Here is a 19,360-nt window from a genome sequence, read left to right on the forward strand (position 1 = left end):
AAAACCTTTTTTAAGCTTTGACGACTGGTATCTGAACAAGAAACATGCTCCCTACCCCTTTTTCGCTTTCCACGCGGATTTTTCCGTTGAGATATTCGGAGTATTTCTTTACCAAGAACAAACCTAAACCAGAACTGTTATCCGAATGTTTGGTAATTTCTCCCTCTTTAAAGAATGGTTCGAAGATTCTTTCTAAATTTTCTTCCCAAATTCCTATACCGTTATCTTCAACCGCAATTTCTAAAATTTCTTTCAAATTTTTACTAACCAATTTGATATTTAATTGTATCACTCCCTTCTCGGGTGTAAACTTTATCGCATTGGTTATCAAATTAGAAATAATTTGTTCCAGCAAGATCTGATCGGATATTATTTGCATTTCCTCCTCATGGTTGATCAAAAGGAGCTTTTGCCTCTTTTTTGATGCCGTCTCTTTTAGGGGCTTCACAGTCTCGTTGAGAAAATTATTTAAATCAAATGCATCCAGGATAGGTTTAGTTCCATCGCTTTGAATTTTTGCAAGTTCCAAAACCCTATTCAAGGTTTTGGTCATCCTTTTGGTCGTCTCAATTTGCATGCTGGCAAATTCCTTCAGTTCCGGGGAAACAGATTTCTCCTGAATCATCAACGATAGCCCCATGATTCCATTTAGAGGTGTCCGCATTTCGTGGCTCAAGGTGGATGGAAATTCCGTCTGCATTTTGTTCATTTGCTCAGCGGCTTCCTTGGCAATTCGAAGGTTGTTCTGTGATTTCGTTTTCTCCTCCAGTTCCTTTTTAAGCAATGAATTGAGCCTGTTCAGCTCCTTATTCCGCTCAAAAAGAAGGTTTCTGTAGTGCTCTGTGGCTTCTTCCACTTCAGTGCCAGTGGAATAAACCTGCTTGAGGTGTTCTATCTCAAAAGTGATAAAGGCATCCCTGAGGATATTGGCATATTCTACATCCTGCGCACTCCAGTCTTCGGATTGCCCTTCTACCAGCTGTTCCCATTTGGAAAACGATTTGCGGGGGGTAAGGCCTTCTTGCCCATTTTCCTCTACCAGTACTGGCTTATTGGGGTTGCCCGCCCAATTTATTTTCTTTTTCTTCTCCTTTCGAAAAAGGTATACAAATTCTTTATTCTCCTCGCTAATTGTGAGCCTCAAAAATCCAGAATAAGGAAACAAACCCTCTGTATTGTTCATACCCTCGTTTGAAAGGGAATTACTGGTGTACACCAGATCTTGGTTATATTCCATGGCTGAGTCCAGCACTTCAATCTGCTTTTCACTGATTTGCTCACCTGACTGATAGGTGCCAAGCGGGGACTGGAGAAAATAACCGTCACATTTGATCAAATCGCCTATTTCCTGCCAATGCGTTTGGATAGCCACCCCAAGATCATCATGGGTAGTAAACTTCAGTGAATTTACGATGGTATTTAGCTTTTCGAACTCCTCATTCTTTTTGTTGGAATTAATCAAGGCTATCCTGTTGGACATCAAGTCCCCAAAGAATTGGGTAGTCAAGCGCTGCTCAATCGATAAAAATTTTGATTTGGTATGGTCGTGGCAAAGTAGCATACCCCACAGCTTTTTATTGATAATAAGTGAAACCCCATGGGTGGACTTTACTCCCATGTTGTTCAAATATTGAAGGTGAATTGGACTCACACTACGGAACACCGAATAACTAAGATCCAGCCTTTCTTCTGCATGGGACCCATCTAGGCTAAAAATGTCCTTTCCTTCATCCTCCACATCATAGATCGCACGCACTTTGTTTTTCAAATAGAGCAATCTTGCCTGCTTTGGAATGTCACTAGCGGGATAATGAAGCCCCAAAAAAGGTTCAAGGCCAAATTTTTTATCCTCGGCAATGACCTTTCCGTCACCATTATCATTGAATTTGTAAACCATCACTCTATCATAACCGGTATAGGTTCTCAAAAGTGAGGCTGCATTGATCGCCAATTTGGTTTCATCATTGATATTTTCAAAGACCTGACTGGCTTCGTCAATGAAACTCAGGCCTTCATTAGCATAGGCATTGTATTTTTGAAGATTGGTGACATCTTCCAGTTCAATCAAGAGGTATCCGTTGGATTTGGATAGAATTGCTTTAAAGAAAGAGTTCCCTTTTATAATCAGGTCTTTTACAATTTGATAATTCTTGGACGTGGTTGCGTACTTCTTCACTTCATCGAGAAACCACGGCCCAAAGGTGTTACCAATATCCATTTTAAAAATTTCCTCCACAGACATGTTGAGAGACTCATCTAAGCCCTCACTCACAAATGCGACTTTAAGAGAATCCACCTCCACTGCTATCAGATGCCCGTTACGCTGTAACTTGCCAAGAAGGTGAATTGGCTCTTTATCACAATTATTTAGATTTATCATATATCTGGGAATTTATATTGAACCTTAAAGTTATATAATAAGATTCATAAAAAAGAAATAAACGGCACTTATTTGTAAATGTAGAGTAAGTATCACCTAGAAGGAATCTTTTATCGATACTTATTGGGTATTTAATGAGGTAAAAAATAAAAGCCCTCATTTTGAGGGCTTTTAGTTACTTTTAAGAGAAAGGATATTTCCCTTTTTCAATCATATAATCAGCAATTTCCCTCCGCAGGGTTTTGGTATCCACAAGATCCATCTTGGTAAATCGCTTCAGTCCCATGAGCATTACTTTCTGCTCATCACCTGAAGTAAAGGAACCGATTGCCTCCTTGGCTGCTGCGTTAATTTTATCGGCTGCCTGCGACATATATACCTTTGTCATGGCGATTTGATGTTTGCAGTTTTCCTCACCTTTTTGGCTTACCAATTTTTCGGTTCTCAAAATGGTGGATTCTACAGCGTAAATTTCAATCATCACATCCGCAAGATTCATCATGATCTCCTGTTCCGTCTCGATCTTATCCTGAAGCACCATGGCAGCTTTTCCGCCAACCATAAGAAAAACTTTTTTCAGTTTTTTCAATACTTCTTTCTCTGCCGCAAAAAGCTCGGAAGTATCCACTGTGTCAAATGATGGTACAGAGGTCAACTCTTTACTTACAGCCATTGCCGGCTCGTAAATATTAACCTCGCCTTTCATGGCCCTTTTAAGAACCATACCCACCATTAGCATACGGTTGATCTCATTGGTACCTTCATAGATTCTTGAGATTCTAGCATCACGGTAGGCTCTTTCCATGGGAGCATCCGCCGAATAGCCCATGCCACCGTACACCTGTACACCTTGGTCCACCACATAATCCAACACCTCAGATCCATGAACCTTCGAGATGGCGCATTCGATTGCAAATTGCTCCACACCTTTCAGTTTAGCCTGGCTATCTTCCATGCCTTCTGAGATCAAAGAGCTAATTCTATCCTCTATATCCTGTCCAACTCTGTAAGAAAGCGATTCACTGGCGTATGTTCTCACCGCCATTTCTGCCAATTTATGCTTTATGGCTCCAAACGTATTGATAGAGGTACCAAATTGCTTACGCTCAGTGGAATATTTAATGGATTGGGAAATAACTGTTCTACAACCGCCTAACACACCTGCTCCAAGTTTTACCCTACCGATGTTAAGAATGTTCACGGCGATCTTAAAGCCATTACCTCTTTCGGAAAGCATATTCTCAACCGGTACTTTGCAATCATTGAAGAAAACCTGACGGGTGGAAGATCCCTTGATACCCATCTTTTTCTCTTCCTCATTCATAGTGATGCCTCCAAAATCCTTTTCCACAATAAATGCGGTCAGGTTTTTATCGTCCTCAATCTTGGCAAACACAATGAATATATCCGCAAATCCTGCATTGGAAATCCACATCTTTTGCCCGTTCAGCAAGTAATGCTTTCCGTCTCCGGTCAGGTCCGCTTTGGTTTTACCGCTGTTGGCATCTGATCCAGCATCTGGTTCTGTCAAGCAATAGCACGCAGCCCATTCCCCACTTGCCAATTTTGGCAGATACTTCTGCTTTTGCTCCTCCGTACCGTAGTACAGTATCGGCAAGGTACCGATACCGGTATGTGCTCCATAAGTGGTGGAAAACGATCCCGCCGCACCTATGATATCAGCAATCAACATGGAGGTGTTAAAACTCATTCCCATACCTCCAAACTCCTCAGGTACCGAAATACCCAAAAGTCCAAGTTCTCCGGCTTTTCTAAAAATACTAGGAACAAGCTCAGGATCCTTCATGCTGTCGATTTCTTCGGCCTTTGGAGTAATCTCCGTTTCGATAAAATCCTGACAGGCCTGAGCCATCATCCTTTGCTCTTCGGTAAATTCCTCAGGTATAAAAATGTCCTGTGCAGGTGTGTCCTTAACCAAGAACTCTCCTCCATTAATTGATTTTTTTATGGTTTCCATGATAATATAGTTCAATTTTTATTTCAACAATTCAATAACACCGGCAACACCTTGTCCACCGCCCACACAGGCAGTTACCAAGCCGTATTTGCCATTTCGGCGGCGGAGCTCGTTAATGATCTGCACAGAAAGTTTCGCTCCAGTGCATCCCAGTGGGTGGCCCAAGGCCACAGCGCCACCATTCACATTTACGATATCCGGATTCATGTCCAGCGATTTGATCACTGCCAATGCCTGAGCGGCAAAAGCCTCATTTAGCTCTACCAAGTTGATATCATTCATGGTGATACCAGCTTGCTTCAAAGCTTTTGGAACAGCCTCCTTAGGACCTATACCCATGATTCTAGGCTCAACACCGGCCACGCTATAAGAAACAAGTCTGGCCACTGGCTCTAAATTCAGTTCTTTCACCATTCTCTCCGACATCACCATTACAAAGGCAGCCCCGTCTGAAGTCTGGGAGCTGTTCCCTGCCGTCACTTGGCCCCCTTGTTTGAAAGCGGGCTTCAGATTGCTCAGTACGTCCATGCTCGTACCCTTCCTAGGTCCCTCATCAGTATCTACGGTAAATTTGCGAGTTTTACGTTTGCCTTTTTCATCCACGTAAGTTTCCTCAACTTCCACAGGCACGATTTCATCTTTAAATTTACCGCTCTCAATAGCGGCTAGGGCCTTTTCGTGGGATTTGACCGAAAACTGATCCGAATCCTCACGCGTGATGTCATAATCCTTGGCAAGTTCCTCAGCTGTCAAACCCATGCTTAGGTAATAATCCGGGTTCTGGGAAGCAATTTTCCAGTTCAAAGCAGTCTTGTATCCCATCATTGGCAACAGGGACATGGATTCTGTCCCGCCAGCAATGATACAATCCGCCATTCCGGATTTGATTTTGGCGGTGGCCAAGGCTATAGCTTCTAATCCTGACCCGCAATAACGGTTGATAATAAATCCTGGTACCTCCTGAGGCAGAGCCAATAGGGAGATCATTCTTCCCATCTGCATGCCCTGCTCAGCCTCAGGAATGGCGTTTCCTACGATAAGGTCATCTACCCTTTTTGGGTCCAATCCCGGAATCTCACTGACTAGATGTGTGATTACATCCGCTGCGAGGTCATCAGGTCTATAAAACCTAAAACCTCCTTTTTTGGCCTTTCCTACGGCCGATCTATATCCATTTACAATATATGCTTCCATTATTTCTGATTATAAGTGATTGTTTTTTAATTAAATCGTATCAATTTTCTAGTCTTGATAGCTTTTCAATTAATTTCTAAGTGGTTTGCCCTTGAACAAGATGCTATGGATTCTCTCCAGAGTTTTCTTTTCACCCGTCAGGCTCAAAAAGGCTTCCCTTTCCAAATCCAGCAGATAGCGTTCGCTTACCTCAGTTGGCTGCGAAAGGTCCCCACCACTCATCACATAGGCCAGTTTGCGGGCAATTTTTGCATCGTGCTCCGAGATATATTTTCCGTATCTCATGCCCGTAATACCAGCCTCAAACAAGGCTAAGGAGGTTTTTCCCAACACTCTTATATTGGTTTTCTGAACCGGTTGGGTATAACCTGCATGGTTCAAAGCCAAAACTTTCTGCTTGGCATCGGCCAATACCCTTTTCCTGTTCAAAGTGATACTGTCTTTGGTTTGAAGAAATCCGAGACCTCTTGCTTCCTCAGCAGAGGTGGACACTTTTGCCATGGCAATATTCATGAAGGTATCCTGAAGCCTGTTGAGTTCCACATCCCCATCTTTGATGCTTTCTGAGAATCTTAGCGTCATTTCCTTGGTTCCGCCACCTGCAGGAATCAAGCCTACCCCCACTTCGACTAATCCCATGTAGAGTTCAGCATGCGCCTGTACGGCATCCGCATGAAGGGAAAGCTCGCAACCGCCACCCAAGGCCATGTTGTGCGGAGCTACCACTACCGGCACAGATGAATATCTGGCGCGCATCATGGTGTTTTGGAACTGGGCAATCATCAGGTTGATCTCATCAAAATCCTGGTCGCCGGCAAACATGAACAGCATGGCTAAGTTAGCACCTGCCGAGAAATTTGGTCCTTCGTTTCCGATCACCAGACCTTTGTATTGCTTTTCGGCCATTGAAATCGCGGTATTGATACCTTCGATCACCTCAGCACCCAGAGAGTTCATCTTGGTGTGGAACTCCAGGCCGATCACATCGTCACCCATGTCATATATGGTCGATCCGGCATTGCCCCAAAGTTTCTTATTGGCCAATTTGAGGGTATCCAAGAGGATGAATTCATCCATTCCAGGTACGGCTTTGTAAGACTTGCTCGGGATGTCGTAGTATTTCTTCACACCGTTTTCTACTTTGTAGAAAGACTCGTGGCCCGCAGCAAGCATTTCGTCCACCCAATCGGCAGGTGTCTCGCCAGCTTCCTTCATCTTGGCCACGGTTTCTTTTACGCCAAGGATGTCCCAATTTTCAAATGGTCCATACTCCCAGCCAAACCCTGCCGTCACCGCCTGGTCAATTCTGTACAATTCGTCAGCGATCTCAGGAATTCTGTTGCTGCAATAGCGGAAAAGATCATAAAAAGTCGCTCTGTAAAACTCCCCGGCCCTATCGTCAAAGTTTACCAAGAATTTGATCCTCTTTTTCAGATCGTCAATCTCCTTCGAGCCTTCCAGCGCCTTGAACTTAGGCTTTTCTACATCGTTGTATTCAAAAGTTTCAAAATCGATTTCCTTCAGCTCCTTGGAGCCATCCTTATGACGGATCATGTTGAAATAACCCTTTCCCGTCTTGTCTCCCCACCATTTTTTCTCATAGAGTACTTCCATGATTTTAGGCAGTTTAAACTTCTCCCTTGATTCATCGTGCTCAAGAGTTTTGTAAAGGTTGTTGGCCACATTCACGGTGGTGTCCAAACCAACTACGTCCATGGTTCTGAAAGTCGCGGATTTGGCCCGACCTATCACCGTTCCAGTGAGTTTATCTACTTCAGATACGCCCATGCCCATTTTTTCGACAGTATGCATGCCACTGATAATGGCATATACACCAATTCTATTGGCAATAAAGGCTGGAGTATCCTTACAAAGCACAGTTTCCTTGCCCAAATACCTATCACCATAATCCATCAAGAAGTCAATGATGGTCGGATCGGTTTCTGGTGCAGGAATGATTTCCAATAAGCGCAGGTAACGCGGAGGGTTGAAAAAATGAGTCCCTGCAAAGTTTTTCTTAAAGTCCTCGCTTCTTCCCTCACACATCATGTGCATTGGAATTCCCGAGGTATTCGAGGTAATTAGCGTACCAGGTTTGCGGTGCAGCTCTACCTTTTCGAAAAGCGACTGTTTTATATCCAGCCTTTCCACTACCACTTCCATTACCCAGTCATAATCTTTGATCTTGGGGAGATCATCGTCAAAATTCCCGGTAGTGATCCTGCTAGCAAAATCCTTGTTATAAATTGGCGATGGCTTAGATTTTAATGCCGTTTGAAGGGCATCATTTACAATACGGTTCCGGACCTGCTTGTCTTCCAAGGAAAGGCCTTTCTTTTGTTCATCTTCATTAAGCTCCCTGGGTACGATATCCAAAAGCAACACTTCCACGCCGATATTGGCAAAATGGCTGGCTATCCTGGATCCCATGACACCGGAACCTAAAATGGCGATTTTTTTAATTGTTCGTTTCATATTGTTTTAGTGATTTCTGAAAAAAGGTCTAATAATCTAATCCCTAATTTCAATCGTTGTTTGAGGGTTTATAGTTGACGACTGTATTTTTTCTACTACTTGGTTGATCTTGTCAAATACCTTGAAAAACCTGTCCAGTTCTTCTTTTCCCACGGCCTTTTGGACCTCCTCGTTAAATTCTTTGATCGTTTTGACGCTGATCTCTTTTTTCTTCTTTCCTTCTGGAGTCAAAAATATCCTAACCGACCTTTTGTCCTGCAGATCAGGCCTGCGGATGATCAGCCCTTTCTCCTCCATCGTTTTGAGCATCCGGGTAAGGCTTCTTGCCTCCAGCCCCATCAGCGGGGCGATCTTGGTGGCCGGCGTCCCTTCTTTGGAATTGATGTTTATCAAAACAAATCCAATGGATGTTGTAAAATCATCCTGCACAGCCCGCTGGTTATACATCCGATTGATGGCGTGCCAGGCAGATTTGATATGATAATCCACTGTTTCTTCTCTCTTCATTATGCTTTATGCTCTAGCGGGTTTAAGAATTACCTAAGTTAAGAAAAATAAAGTATGCATGCATACTATTTATTCAAAAATTTCAACTGCTTTCAATACTTAAAAGAGGTAAACAACCACTTATTCCTGATTATATTTTAAAATATAGTAAAAAATGGCTTTCAAATAAAAATAAATACTTAAAAAACTGAAAATACAGAATTAAGTTTCTTATAAAAATATTTATTTTTTTTCATTGACTAATGACATTTATCCGCGCTTTAAAATACACGCTGGTCAGGTTAAGGTCAGGGTGATCTGCAAGATTTGGCTGCATACCAAATTGGTGAAGTAACAAGTTAGATCCAATTTCAAGGGAAAAGAAATCAAACACCCCTCTTGTAGGCTCAGGATGGAAATGATTGGGGCTGATCAGGACATTGACATTCAAACCAACACTGCTTTGGCTCAATCTCAACTCATTAAAATTCCTTTGACCCAAAAAACCGTCGAAACTCCCCAATTCATCCGTGGACTTTACAGTATAGCGTCCATTGGCAAACAAAAGGCCTAAGCCAGGCTCGAAGCGAAACAAATGCGTGCCTGGAAGCACATTGTATGCCCCTCCTATTCTGGCGTTGGAATAAAAAACATTTTCCTTTAACCCTTCTACGTCTCCAATATCATTACTGTTGGCAAATCCAAAATCCACTTGAAAAACAGTCCATTTTTCTTTTTGAATATTAAATCCCAAGCCATTTACAAAATTTCTATCAGGAAATGGAGTCAAACCATTACTCTCCAATCTTTCGGAAAATTGCTGCAAAGAAAATAAACTCTCCAAGCCCATTGAGAAAAAGAAGTTCATTGAAGATGGAGGGGATTCACTTTTTTCCTGATGCAATTTTTCAAGAAAATCAGCTGGCACTTCCTCCTGGGCAAAAATCAAACAAGGAAAAATCAAAAATAGAATAGTGAAAAAAACTTGGCGCATAATCAATAATCGGCTTCTTTTTCAGATTTAATGGTCCTTTTAAATTTGCCCAAACCAATATTGGCTTTGATGTAAAAAGCACTTGGATCAAATGTGGGTGAATTTCTAATGGCAAAATCATCCCGAATATCTGGATTGAAATTCCTTCTGAGTTTTGTCCTGCTGTTTAGCACATTCCAAATATAACCCGCCTGAAGGGAAAAACGGCTATAAATTCCAACTTGAGTGGTTGGCTTTATAAAAGCGCCGATAATTTTATCCGCATTCAAACTGAAATTCAAGCCATAATTTCTCTGATAAAGAAAGCTTGAATTCATGGCGCCAGTAATATTATCATCAAAATCCCTATTAAGGTTATTTGCTAACAGATCCAATGAAGTGGTTCCGTAAAACAGCCCAAGTCGGGGATAAAAATTCCATTGGGAAAAGCCTCTTTCTGGAAATAATCGGTATTGTACACCGGCAGTGACATGTAGCGGTAAATACCTATAATTAACCTCGTCATTGGACGATCTCTTTTTATGAAGGGTTAGTTCGCTTTCAGCAAATAAACCCCACCTTGAGCTGTTAAAATGATTGATACCTATACCTACGATTCCGGCATGCTCTCCGAAATCCTGATAGCCGGCATTTTGCAATCTTTGATTTAAGGCTTTATAGGGTTGGTTGCGATATCCGCCCGAGACGTAAAAATCAGTAAAATGTAAAAACTCTTGGGCCGCCAAGTCATGGCCCAACGTCACAAGAAAAACCAGCCATAAAATCCTTTTCATTGATTGAGCATTTAAAGAGCCTTTATAATTTTCTAAAAAACTCCGAAGCCTGTAACATGTTCACTTTTTCAGTTATCCACTTCTCTATATATATACTATTTTATTTAATTAAATAAAAACTATTAAAGTTATTAAGGTGTGGATTTGTGGACAATTAACTGGCAAAAACTTTCCCACAAGCTTATAATCATTTATCCCCTTGCTATTCACGTCTCATTCACATTTTATCCACTTGTAAGTTGTTAAGGCTCAATGAGCAATGGACTTATGCCCATTATGGTGTAGAATATACGCCAAAGTTGAATGTGTATGAATAGCTGTGGGGGAAAATGTGGATTAAGGTGCAGAATATTGTGGTTATCCATAGGCCTCAAAAAAATCCCCCAATGAAAAATATCACTGGGGGATAACTCTGCTTTTATCCATAAGTTGTCGACACTTATTCACACTTTCTAGGCAAGTTATCGACAGCGGTTGCTATAGTTCTTCCGGGATGATAAATTCCGGTATTTCTATCTCAAAATCCATGCCTTCTTCCTCTTGATCAGTCGTTTGTGTTAAACCTGTTTCAGGAATAGCGGCAATATTAAGGTCCACATTAGACCAATTGGGCCTAATAGTGAATTCTCGGGTTCCATTCGCCGGATTTACATAATAGTAGACCGGTTCGGGTTGGCTGAGGTCGTTATAGTTGCCAGGGTCCCATCTGCGGTTGCTGTTCCTGTCTATTATTGCCCGTAATCTATATTCTCCAGCCTCTATATTGGTTATTCTAAACCTGTTTGATTCTGTCAGATAAGTGGTATAAACAATCTCATTTCGCTTGTTGAGCAGTTGCAAAATGATTGGCAATTCATCACTTTCGATTACTCCTGAAATTTCATCCGAAAGGTTATCAGACTTGATTTTTCTATAATTGGCCTCTACTTCATTTTCATTCCATAGCCCTTCCACATCCTGGAAGGTGGAATCTGCTGCAAATAAAGTATAGGTGCCAGCTGGCAAAGTATCCGGTAAGGCTACCCTGACAATGTACTTTGTATAATTGCTGCTATCCAGTAAACTCAAGTTTTCACGCGTAATAGGTATAAAGCTCGCCGTATCATACCGAACCATCAAAGAATCGTAATTGATGTTTACCACAGGTTTGTTGAAGTCCAACTGTGCGGTGAGATTGCGTATAAAGCCTTTGCCGCTATCCACCGTTAGTTCGAGCTTTTGCTTGTTTCTCGTACTCTCTTCAAAGGTTGCATACAGCGCAGTATCAATGCTGAAGCCCACAGTGTCCTTGAGCGATAATCTGACCTCTGTGCTGTCCTCCCGCATCTCAGTATGGTAAAGTCTGATTGTCCTTTCTGATAGCCTATAAAATAGCTTATCATTCAAATCCGGGTGGTCCAAATTGATTTCAGCCGGTGCCTTGCTCAGTACAATGTCATAATTGGTTGCAGTAGGGCTTGAACGGTTGATGGAAAATGCCGATAAATCAGCCCTGAAAAGGTTGAAATGGGCGCCATCTATATTTTCATCAATCACTACAGAATCGGAGAAATAAGCATAAGGTTCCACTTTAGACTCCACTTTCAATGTATTGTTTTCATCCTGCCAGGCTACTGCCCTATAGGTTCCAGCTTTGATATTAGTTATTTCAAACCTTCCGCTTGTATCAGCCTGGGCTATATAATATGGAGGATCATTGAATAAATCTGTGGTGTCGGCTATGTCATACAAGCCGACCAGCACATCCTTGATAACCTTTTCCTTTTGTGGAAATACAAATCTTACCCTTCCTGAAAATTTCAAGCTGTCGATTTCATTACCTGTCGAGAAAACCAGTTTAAGATTTTCTGCTGGATTGTTTTCGGTAATATCCTTAATGCTTTGTTGAAAGTTGAAAACATAAGTAGTACTATCCTCCAGTTCCTGATTAAGTTTTATCCTCACTCGGTTTCTAAGGGCCACCACTTCCATTTCCTGGGTATTGATCCTAGGGGTGATGATGATCTGCTTGTTTGGATTTTCTACCTTGATAAACTCGCTAAACTCCAAATTAATCTCTTCAGGTCTTACATTTAAGGATTCATGTGCTGGATCGGATTTGAGTAGCTTGGGAGGCTCTTCATCCTTTGGGCCTCCCATTGGGGCGCTTTCCCTTGCGCAGGCAAGCAGGGCAATAATTGCTATAAATAATAACAGCAGGTTATTTACTTTCATTTTTTCTTCAAAATATATAGCAAGCTAGAATAATTCTGGTTGTTCTTTTTTGCATAATTGTTGGATTTAAATCCATTCCTTAATGCATTTATAAAATTTTTCTTTTGATTTTTATGACTCTCTGATAAAAGTGAGACATAAAAACTATCGAATTTCATAGGGATGGTCTCTTTTATTTTTAGATTGAAGGTTTCTGCCAAAGATTGCATGGTCCCTTGTGTGAAATGGTACAAGTGGCGAGGCACATCCAATGCCGCCCAATTTTCACCGTATTCCTTGCTGTCCCATGAGGAGTAATTTGGGACGGCCAGCAGGAGCACTCCCCGCTTCTTCAATTTGTCCAAAAGAACCTCCATGGTTTCCTGCAGATCATGTACATGTTCCAATACGTGGAATAACGTAATAACATCGAATTTCTTCTCTATTTGTAGGTCTTCCCGATCCGAGTAAACAGTCAGACCATTTCTATCTTTGGCAATTTTGGCTGCTGTTGGATTTGGCTCTAATCCTATAGTCTCCCATCCATCTTCTTTAGCCTTGTTAAGAAAATATCCTGTACCGCAACCGAAATCGAGGACTCTCCCCTTCTTATTCGAAAACCTGTTGATCCAGGATACTTTTTGCCTTAAAGTATAGGAGCGAACCAATTTATAGATCAAATTGGTGAGATTGGTAGCCGAATCGTTATGTGAAATATAATCCTCAGATTCGTAATACTTCTGTATACTTTTTACGTCCGGTCGGGGATTGGTAAAAAGCAGCTCACATTTTTTGCATTTACATATTGTAAATGACTCTTGAGATACGCTGTGATCCTTTACGATTAAGGTATTATTAAAATGCCCACTTTTGCAAAGCGGGCATTTGGTCAATCTTTCGTACATACTTTTATCTTCCAAGATATACAGTTAATATGGACATGTCAGCAGGCGACACACCGCTGATTCTTGAAGCCTGTCCCATTGTTTCAGGTCTGATTTTATTAAGCTTTTGCTTTGCCTCAGCGGAAAGGGCAGGAATGGATAAATAATCAAAACTTTCTGGTATCCTGAAATTCTCCATGCTGTTCAATTTATCTACCATGGCCTGCTCTTTTTCCAGGTAGCTGTCGTATTTAATCTGGATCTCCGCTTGTTCCAATACTTCCTTATCGTAGGAATCCAGAAACGCATCGAAATCAGCATCCATTCCTTTTAATTGATCCAATCCCAATTGAGGTCTTTTGATCAGCTTTTCAATGGTAGCCTTTTCCTTGATAGTAGCCGTCTGTTGCTTTTCCAAGCCCTCATTGATCACTTCGGGGGAAAGCTTTCTTTCCTTCAGTTCTTTTATAAGCTGCTTAGTGGCATTCTTTTTATCGAGCATATTTTCCAATCGCTCATCAGACGCCAACCCTATCTTATGGCCAAGTTCCGTGAGTCTAAGATCTGCGTTGTCCTGTCGAAGCAGCAACCTGAACTCAGCCCTGGATGTAAACATCCTATAAGGTTCCTCAGTGCCTTTATTGATCAAATCATCAATCAATACTGATATATAGGCATCTGATCGCTTCAGTAAGAATGGTTCTTCCTCTTTGACTTTATTGTGAGCATTTATTCCTGCGATTAGTCCCTGACAGGCCGCTTCTTCGTATCCTGTCGTGCCGTTGATTTGTCCTGCAAAGTATAGGTTCTCGATCAGCTGCGTCTCCAGTGTCAACTTCAATTGAGTCGGTGGAAAATAATCGTACTCTATGGCATAACCAGGTCTGAACATCTTGGCGTTTTCAAATCCCGCTATTTTCCTGATTGCTTTATATTGCACGTCTTCGGGAAGAGAAGTTGAAAATCCATTCACATAGATTTCCACAGTATTCCATCCTTCAGGTTCTACAAATATCTGGTGGCGTTCCCTTTCGGCGAAACGGTTGATTTTATCCTCTATAGAGGGACAATATCTAGGACCCAATCCCTGTATTCTCCCATTGAACATTGGTGATCTATCGAATCCTGTTTCCAGTGTTTCATGTACCTCTTTATTGGTATAGGTGATCCAACAGGTATGTTGTTTCTCCAAAGGTTTGGTTTCATTGGAATAAGAGAATTTTTCCGGAGACTCATCTCCATGTTGGACTTCCATTTTGGTATAGTCCAAACTTCTGCCATCTACTCTTGGAGGCGTGCCTGTTTTCATTCTGCCCGCTTCGAAGCCCAGTTCCACAAGTTGCTCAGTGATGCCTTTTGCTGCAGCTTCACCGGTTCTTCCCCCTCCAAATTTCTTTTCTCCGATATGAATGATCCCATTTAGAAATGTTCCATTTGTCAAAACCACGGATTTTGCCTCAATATCTAGCCCCATTCCCGTCCTCACACCTACTACCCTTTTGTCTTTAACTACGAGTCCTGTGATCATTTCCTGCCAAAAATCTAAGTTTTGCGTAGCTTCTAGTGCCAGTCTCCACTCTTCCGCAAAGCGCATCCGGTCGTTTTGTGATCTGGGCGACCACATAGCCGGACCTTTGGAGCGGTTGAGCATCCTGAACTGGATCATGGATTTATCCGAAATGATTCCCGACATCCCGCCTAAGGCATCAATTTCCCTTACTATCTGGCCTTTTGCCACCCCGCCCATTGCCGGGTTGCAGGACATTTGCGCAATAGTGTTCATGTTCATGGTACAAAGCAGAACCTTGGAACCCATCTTTGCAGCAGCATGTGCGGCTTCACAACCCGCATGCCCTGCCCCTACTACTATTACGTCATATACTGGAAACATACTCGTCTGTAATTATAATGTTCCACGTGGAACGTTGATTTATTTTTGAAAATTCTCCCAGTGTTCCACGTGGAACACTTGTGTTGTTGAATGATATGGATAAGGTGAGAAGACACTGTTTCACGTGGAACAGTTTAGAATTTACCAATAGCCTGGTTTTCTTTTTCTCTCATTAATCTCTCCTCTTCCTCTGTTTTGTCCTTGTATCCCATAAGGTGTAGCAAGCCGTGACTGAGAACTCTTTTTAATTCTTCCGTTTCATCTGTCCCTTGGGTTTTGGCATTGTCCCTGACTCTTTCGATACTGATGAAAATATCTCCTTCAATAATGTCTTCATCTTCGGAGTTGTCAAAGGTGATAATGTCCGTATAGGTGTCATGATTGAGGTATTCCAGGTTAATGGAATACAAGTACTCGTCTGAACAGAATATATAGCTCAATTCACCTATCTTAAAACCCTCCTCGCCCGCAATTTCTCTCAGCCACTTCTTGTAGCTGTTTTTTGGTTTGAGATCAAAGGGTATATCTTCACTGAAGAAATTTATCGCCATTTCAATTAACTCATGTAAAATGTCAGGATAGTCTTACGTCCGTCATCTTCGAAGGCTACTTCATCACTGAGGTGCTTCATGATGAATACTCCCCTTCCTCCGTATTTTTCAATATTTTCGGGGGAGGTCGGATCTACCAATGCATTCTGATCAAAGCCATTGCCTTCATCTTCCACGATGAACTTCAACTCGCTATCCAAGAATTTTAGTTCCAGATTTACCGTTTTTTTGGGATCATTACCATTGCCGTGGATAATGGCATTGCTTACACACTCTGTGACCGAAATCATAATGTTTCCATATATGTCATCATTGATATGGAATTTTTCCTTTGCATTATCTATGAAACTTTCGACAATTTTAATATTGTCTATCAGAGAAGGTATTGAAATTTTGATAGATTTCATTAAGTTTCTGTTCAGATTTATATTTTATTTAATCTTTTATTAGTATAATTCAGTCACGCAAATTATTCGATTTCCAGTACAATTGGGCAGTGGTCGCTATGTTTTGCTTCACTCAAAATTTCTACCTTTCTCAACCGGTCCTTAATGGATTTTGTGGTCATGTGATAATCGATCCGCCATCCCAAATTCTTTGCCCGAGCATTGGCCCTGTAGCTCCACCAGGTGTAATTGTGCGGGTCAGGGTTGAATAATCTGAAACTGTCATCAAACCCCGATTCGGTAAACTTGTCCATCCATGCCCTCTCCTCTGGTAAAAACCCAGACGAATTTTTGTTGCTTACTGGATTGTGGATATCAATCGCCTTATGGCAAATATTATAATCCCCGCTAAAGATCAGGTTAGGTATTTTTTGGATCAAATCCTGGCTATATCCATAGATGTCATCCAAAAACTGGTATTTGAAATCCTGCCTGATGTCCCCTGTGGTTCCTGATGGAAAATATGCGCTAATGAAAGATACATCATCAAAATCAGCTCTGATCATCCTTCCTTCATCATCATAAGTGCTTACACCCATGCCATATTCCACAAAATTTGGCTTCACTTTACTGAGTATGGCCACACCACTGTATCCTTTTTTCACAGCTGGATACCAGAAAACATGGTATCCAAGGTCTTCGAAAATACTTATATCAACTTGGTCAGGCATGGCTTTTACCTCTTGAAGACCGATCACGTCGGCGTCTGTATCTTTAAGCCACTCTGCAAAACCTTTATTTAATGCTGCTCTAATGCCATTGACATTATAGGATACGAATTTCATTCTCTTGTGGTGAATTAATTATTTGATTTCTATATCAAATTCGATTTCAAAATATTCAATTACGTGGATCTTCAACAACTTTTCCTGATCCAATATGTCAAAGTGGGGCAATTTATTGACCAATTTCCAATGTGGCCAACCGTCTTGATCGATATAATCCAATTCATAAAAGCCGCCCAAGCTTAATACCTTGCATATGCCTATATGTATCAGATCCTGTTTTTGCTCCTTGGAAAAGGTTCTCAGACCCTGTCCCAATTCCTGTACTCCTATCAAAAACAGTACTCCATTGAGATCGGCGGGCTTTTTCCCAATCAGATCTTTCAATCCGTTTAGCAATTTGCCCCACCTTACTTCAAGGTCATAATCCTTTTTAATCATTTGTCTGGTTTTCTAGCTCCTCCCAAAATTCAACTGCCCTTCTCAAATGAGGGATCACGATAGATCCGCCAACGATCATGGAAACCGAAAAGACCTCAAATACCTGTGCTTTGGTCACTCCTGCGTCAAAACATTTTTCCAAATGATACTTTATGCAGTCATCACATCTGAGCACCATGGAACTGGAAAGGCCTAGCATTTCCTTGGTTTTTACATCCAAGGCACCTTCCGCATAGGCATTGGTGTCCAGATTGAAAAAACGCTTGATGACTTTGTTGTCCTCAGCCAAGATTTTTTCATTCATCTTGGTTCTATAAGCATTGAATTCTTCTCTTAAATTCATTAATTTCCTTAACTTTTAGATTAACCGGTAAATATAACAGGTATTTTCCTGTCATTCAGAACAAACAAGCCTTTTTCATGATGCGTTTCAATTTTTTGGAGGATTTTTTGGCCCTGGTGTTTCCCCAGACCTGTAGTGGCTGTAAAACAAGCCTGTATGCTTTCGAATTTCAGCTTTGCCGAAAATGCGAAGCTTCCCTTCCCATCACCTCTTACCACCTGCGGCCGAAAGAAAATGACCTGACCGTCAAATTGCTTGGTCTTACCAAGGCGGATAGGGTTCTTGCCTTCCTTAGATTTTCCAAAAATGGCTTAAGTCAAAAGCTTCTCCACCAGCTCAAATACAAGAATAAACCACAATTGGGAGTGGTTTTGGGAAAATTGTATGGGCAGAAGCTGATTCAGGCTGAGTTTGATGTCAATTGGGATTTCATTATCGCTGTGCCTCTGCACCCAGCTAAGTTGCGCAGGCGGGGATATAACCAAAGTGCTAAATTCGCCATGGGGATTTCTGCTGCTTTGGCAGTGCCCGTACATGAGGGATTGCAAAGGACCAAATTCACTCAAACACAAACTAAGAAATCCAGGATGGAACGGTGGGAAAATGTTAAGAATGTTTTTCACTTTGGTGGTAAAGAGCTAGAAGGCAAATACGTATTGTTGGTCGATGATGTGATGACCACCGGGGCCACACTCGCCGCTTGTGCCAATGCACTCTTGGCTGCCGGAGTTAAAAAAGTTGATCTGGCCGTGATAGCAGCGGGAACTGTCTAAACTTTATACCGTCGGCATGGCTTTATTTCCCAAGGCTTTTTAAATTGCTTACTTAACTTGAATTGATTCAAATATGCATATAAACCTTTCAGGCCATAGAATTCTCGTCACGGGGGCTTCCCGGGGAATTGGGAAGGCTATAGCCCAACAATTATCGGCATCTGGTGCGGAAGTACTTCTGCATTATAATAATAGTGAGAAGGATGTTTTGGAGTTGCAGAAAAGCCTTCCAAACCCCTCCCACCCCGTAGCTTGTGATCTTTCGGATCTGGATGCAGTAATGGGTTGGATACCGGTTTTGGTGGAAACCTACGGAAAGATTGATGCGGTGGTTAACAATGCGGGCATTGCCATTTCTACGCCTGACAATGCCCCAACCATCGATTGGACCAGCTCATGGCTCAAAACCATGAATGTCAATATCAATGCAATGGCAATTATCAGTAAGGAGTTTGTCGAGCATGCCAGAAATAACAAGAATGGGCGTATTGTAAACATTTCCTCCAGGGCTGCATTTAGGGGTGACACCCCTGATTATTTGGCCTATGCCGCTTCCAAAGCCGCTATTGTAAGTTTTACACGATCTCTTGCCCGATATTACGGAAAAGAAGGAATCAAGGCTTTCATTATAGCCCCTGGCTTTACCAAAACCGATATGGCTCAGGATTTTATGGATCAATATGGTGAGGATTTCGCTTTAAACGATATTGCTCTGTCACAACTCACTGAACCTAAGGATATTGCACCGATGGTGACCTTGCTTTGTTCTGGATTAGCTGACCATTCTACAGGCTGTACTATCGATATGAATGCCGGATCTTACGTACATTGAA

At 41.8% G+C, this 19,360-nt stretch carries 17 protein-coding genes; 2 read left to right on the forward strand and 15 right to left on the reverse strand.

What is annotated here, in order from left to right; translation table 11 throughout:
- Window positions 1-10: 10 nt before the first annotated feature.
- From KI659_RS05060 to KI659_RS05130, 15 genes are all read right to left on the reverse strand, one after another.
- Window positions 11-2,380, reverse strand: a complete 2,370-nt coding sequence (locus tag KI659_RS05060; RefSeq protein ID WP_213944281.1) for an ATP-binding protein — start codon at window positions 2,378-2,380, stop codon at window positions 11-13.
- A 181-nt stretch (window positions 2,381-2,561) separates the two neighbouring features.
- Entirely contained in the window at window positions 2,562-4,358 is a 1,797-nt protein-coding gene (locus KI659_RS05065) for an acyl-CoA dehydrogenase family protein (RefSeq protein ID WP_213944282.1), read from the reverse strand.
- 18 nt (window positions 4,359-4,376) lie between these two features.
- Window positions 4,377-5,552: a thiolase family protein gene (locus KI659_RS05070; protein WP_213944283.1), complete on the reverse strand. Its 1,176-nt coding sequence runs from the start codon at window positions 5,550-5,552 to the stop codon at window positions 4,377-4,379.
- 69 nt (window positions 5,553-5,621) lie between these two features.
- Window positions 5,622-8,027: a 3-hydroxyacyl-CoA dehydrogenase/enoyl-CoA hydratase family protein gene (locus KI659_RS05075; RefSeq protein WP_213944284.1), complete on the reverse strand. Its 2,406-nt coding sequence runs from the start codon at window positions 8,025-8,027 to the stop codon at window positions 5,622-5,624.
- Window positions 8,028-8,063: 36 nt separating this feature from the next.
- Window positions 8,064-8,534 (reverse strand): MarR family winged helix-turn-helix transcriptional regulator, encoded by a 471-nt coding sequence (locus KI659_RS05080; protein WP_213944285.1) that lies wholly within the window; start codon window positions 8,532-8,534, stop codon window positions 8,064-8,066.
- Between the two features lie 232 nt (window positions 8,535-8,766).
- On the reverse strand, window positions 8,767-9,507 hold the full coding sequence (locus KI659_RS05085; protein ID WP_213944286.1) for a hypothetical protein: 741 nt from the start codon (window positions 9,505-9,507) through the stop codon (window positions 8,767-8,769).
- 2 nt (window positions 9,508-9,509) lie between these two features.
- Window positions 9,510-10,280 carry a hypothetical protein gene (locus KI659_RS05090; RefSeq protein ID WP_213944287.1) on the reverse strand — a complete coding sequence of 257 codons (771 nt, stop codon included), beginning with the start codon at window positions 10,278-10,280 and terminating at the stop codon, window positions 9,510-9,512.
- Window positions 10,281-10,757: 477 nt separating this feature from the next.
- Complete coding sequence (locus KI659_RS05095; RefSeq protein WP_213944288.1) at window positions 10,758-12,494, reverse strand: Ig-like domain-containing protein; 1,737 nt, start codon at window positions 12,492-12,494, stop codon at window positions 10,758-10,760.
- Entirely contained in the window at window positions 12,491-13,393 is a 903-nt protein-coding gene (locus KI659_RS05100; RefSeq protein WP_317195923.1) for a class I SAM-dependent methyltransferase, read from the reverse strand. The genes KI659_RS05095 and KI659_RS05100 overlap by 4 nt, the downstream gene beginning before the upstream one ends.
- On the reverse strand, window positions 13,383-15,248 hold the full coding sequence (gene mnmG / locus KI659_RS05105) for a tRNA uridine-5-carboxymethylaminomethyl(34) synthesis enzyme MnmG (RefSeq protein WP_213944289.1): 1,866 nt from the start codon (window positions 15,246-15,248) through the stop codon (window positions 13,383-13,385). The genes KI659_RS05100 and mnmG overlap by 11 nt, the downstream gene beginning before the upstream one ends.
- Before the next feature lie 134 nt (window positions 15,249-15,382).
- Window positions 15,383-15,799 (reverse strand): rRNA maturation RNase YbeY, encoded by a 417-nt coding sequence (gene ybeY, locus KI659_RS05110; RefSeq protein ID WP_213944290.1) that lies wholly within the window; start codon window positions 15,797-15,799, stop codon window positions 15,383-15,385.
- Window positions 15,800-15,804: 5 nt separating this feature from the next.
- Window positions 15,805-16,206 (reverse strand): ATP-binding protein, encoded by a 402-nt coding sequence (locus tag KI659_RS05115; protein ID WP_213944291.1) that lies wholly within the window; start codon window positions 16,204-16,206, stop codon window positions 15,805-15,807.
- A gap of 62 nt (window positions 16,207-16,268) precedes the next feature.
- A complete protein-coding gene (locus tag KI659_RS05120) occupies window positions 16,269-17,030 on the reverse strand; it encodes an exodeoxyribonuclease III (RefSeq protein ID WP_213944292.1) in 762 nt (253 codons plus the stop codon).
- An 18-nt stretch (window positions 17,031-17,048) separates the two neighbouring features.
- Window positions 17,049-17,411, reverse strand: a complete 363-nt coding sequence (locus tag KI659_RS05125) for a hypothetical protein (protein ID WP_213944293.1) — start codon at window positions 17,409-17,411, stop codon at window positions 17,049-17,051.
- Entirely contained in the window at window positions 17,404-17,754 is a 351-nt protein-coding gene (locus KI659_RS05130; RefSeq protein WP_213944294.1) for a carboxymuconolactone decarboxylase family protein, read from the reverse strand. The genes KI659_RS05125 and KI659_RS05130 overlap by 8 nt, the downstream gene beginning before the upstream one ends.
- Window positions 17,755-17,831: 77 nt before the next feature.
- Between KI659_RS05130 and KI659_RS05135 the strand changes: the two genes are divergently transcribed.
- Entirely contained in the window at window positions 17,832-18,527 is a 696-nt protein-coding gene (locus tag KI659_RS05135; protein ID WP_317195924.1) for a ComF family protein, read from the forward strand.
- 73 nt (window positions 18,528-18,600) lie between these two features.
- Window positions 18,601-19,359 (forward strand): SDR family NAD(P)-dependent oxidoreductase, encoded by a 759-nt coding sequence (locus KI659_RS05140; protein ID WP_213944295.1) that lies wholly within the window; start codon window positions 18,601-18,603, stop codon window positions 19,357-19,359.
- The last annotated feature ends 1 nt before the right edge of the window (window position 19,360 follow it).

Origin of the sequence: Litoribacter ruber (genome assembly GCF_018449405.1) — a bacterium.
In the GTDB taxonomy this organism is placed as follows: Bacteria; Bacteroidota; Bacteroidia; order Cytophagales; family Cyclobacteriaceae; genus Litoribacter; species Litoribacter ruber.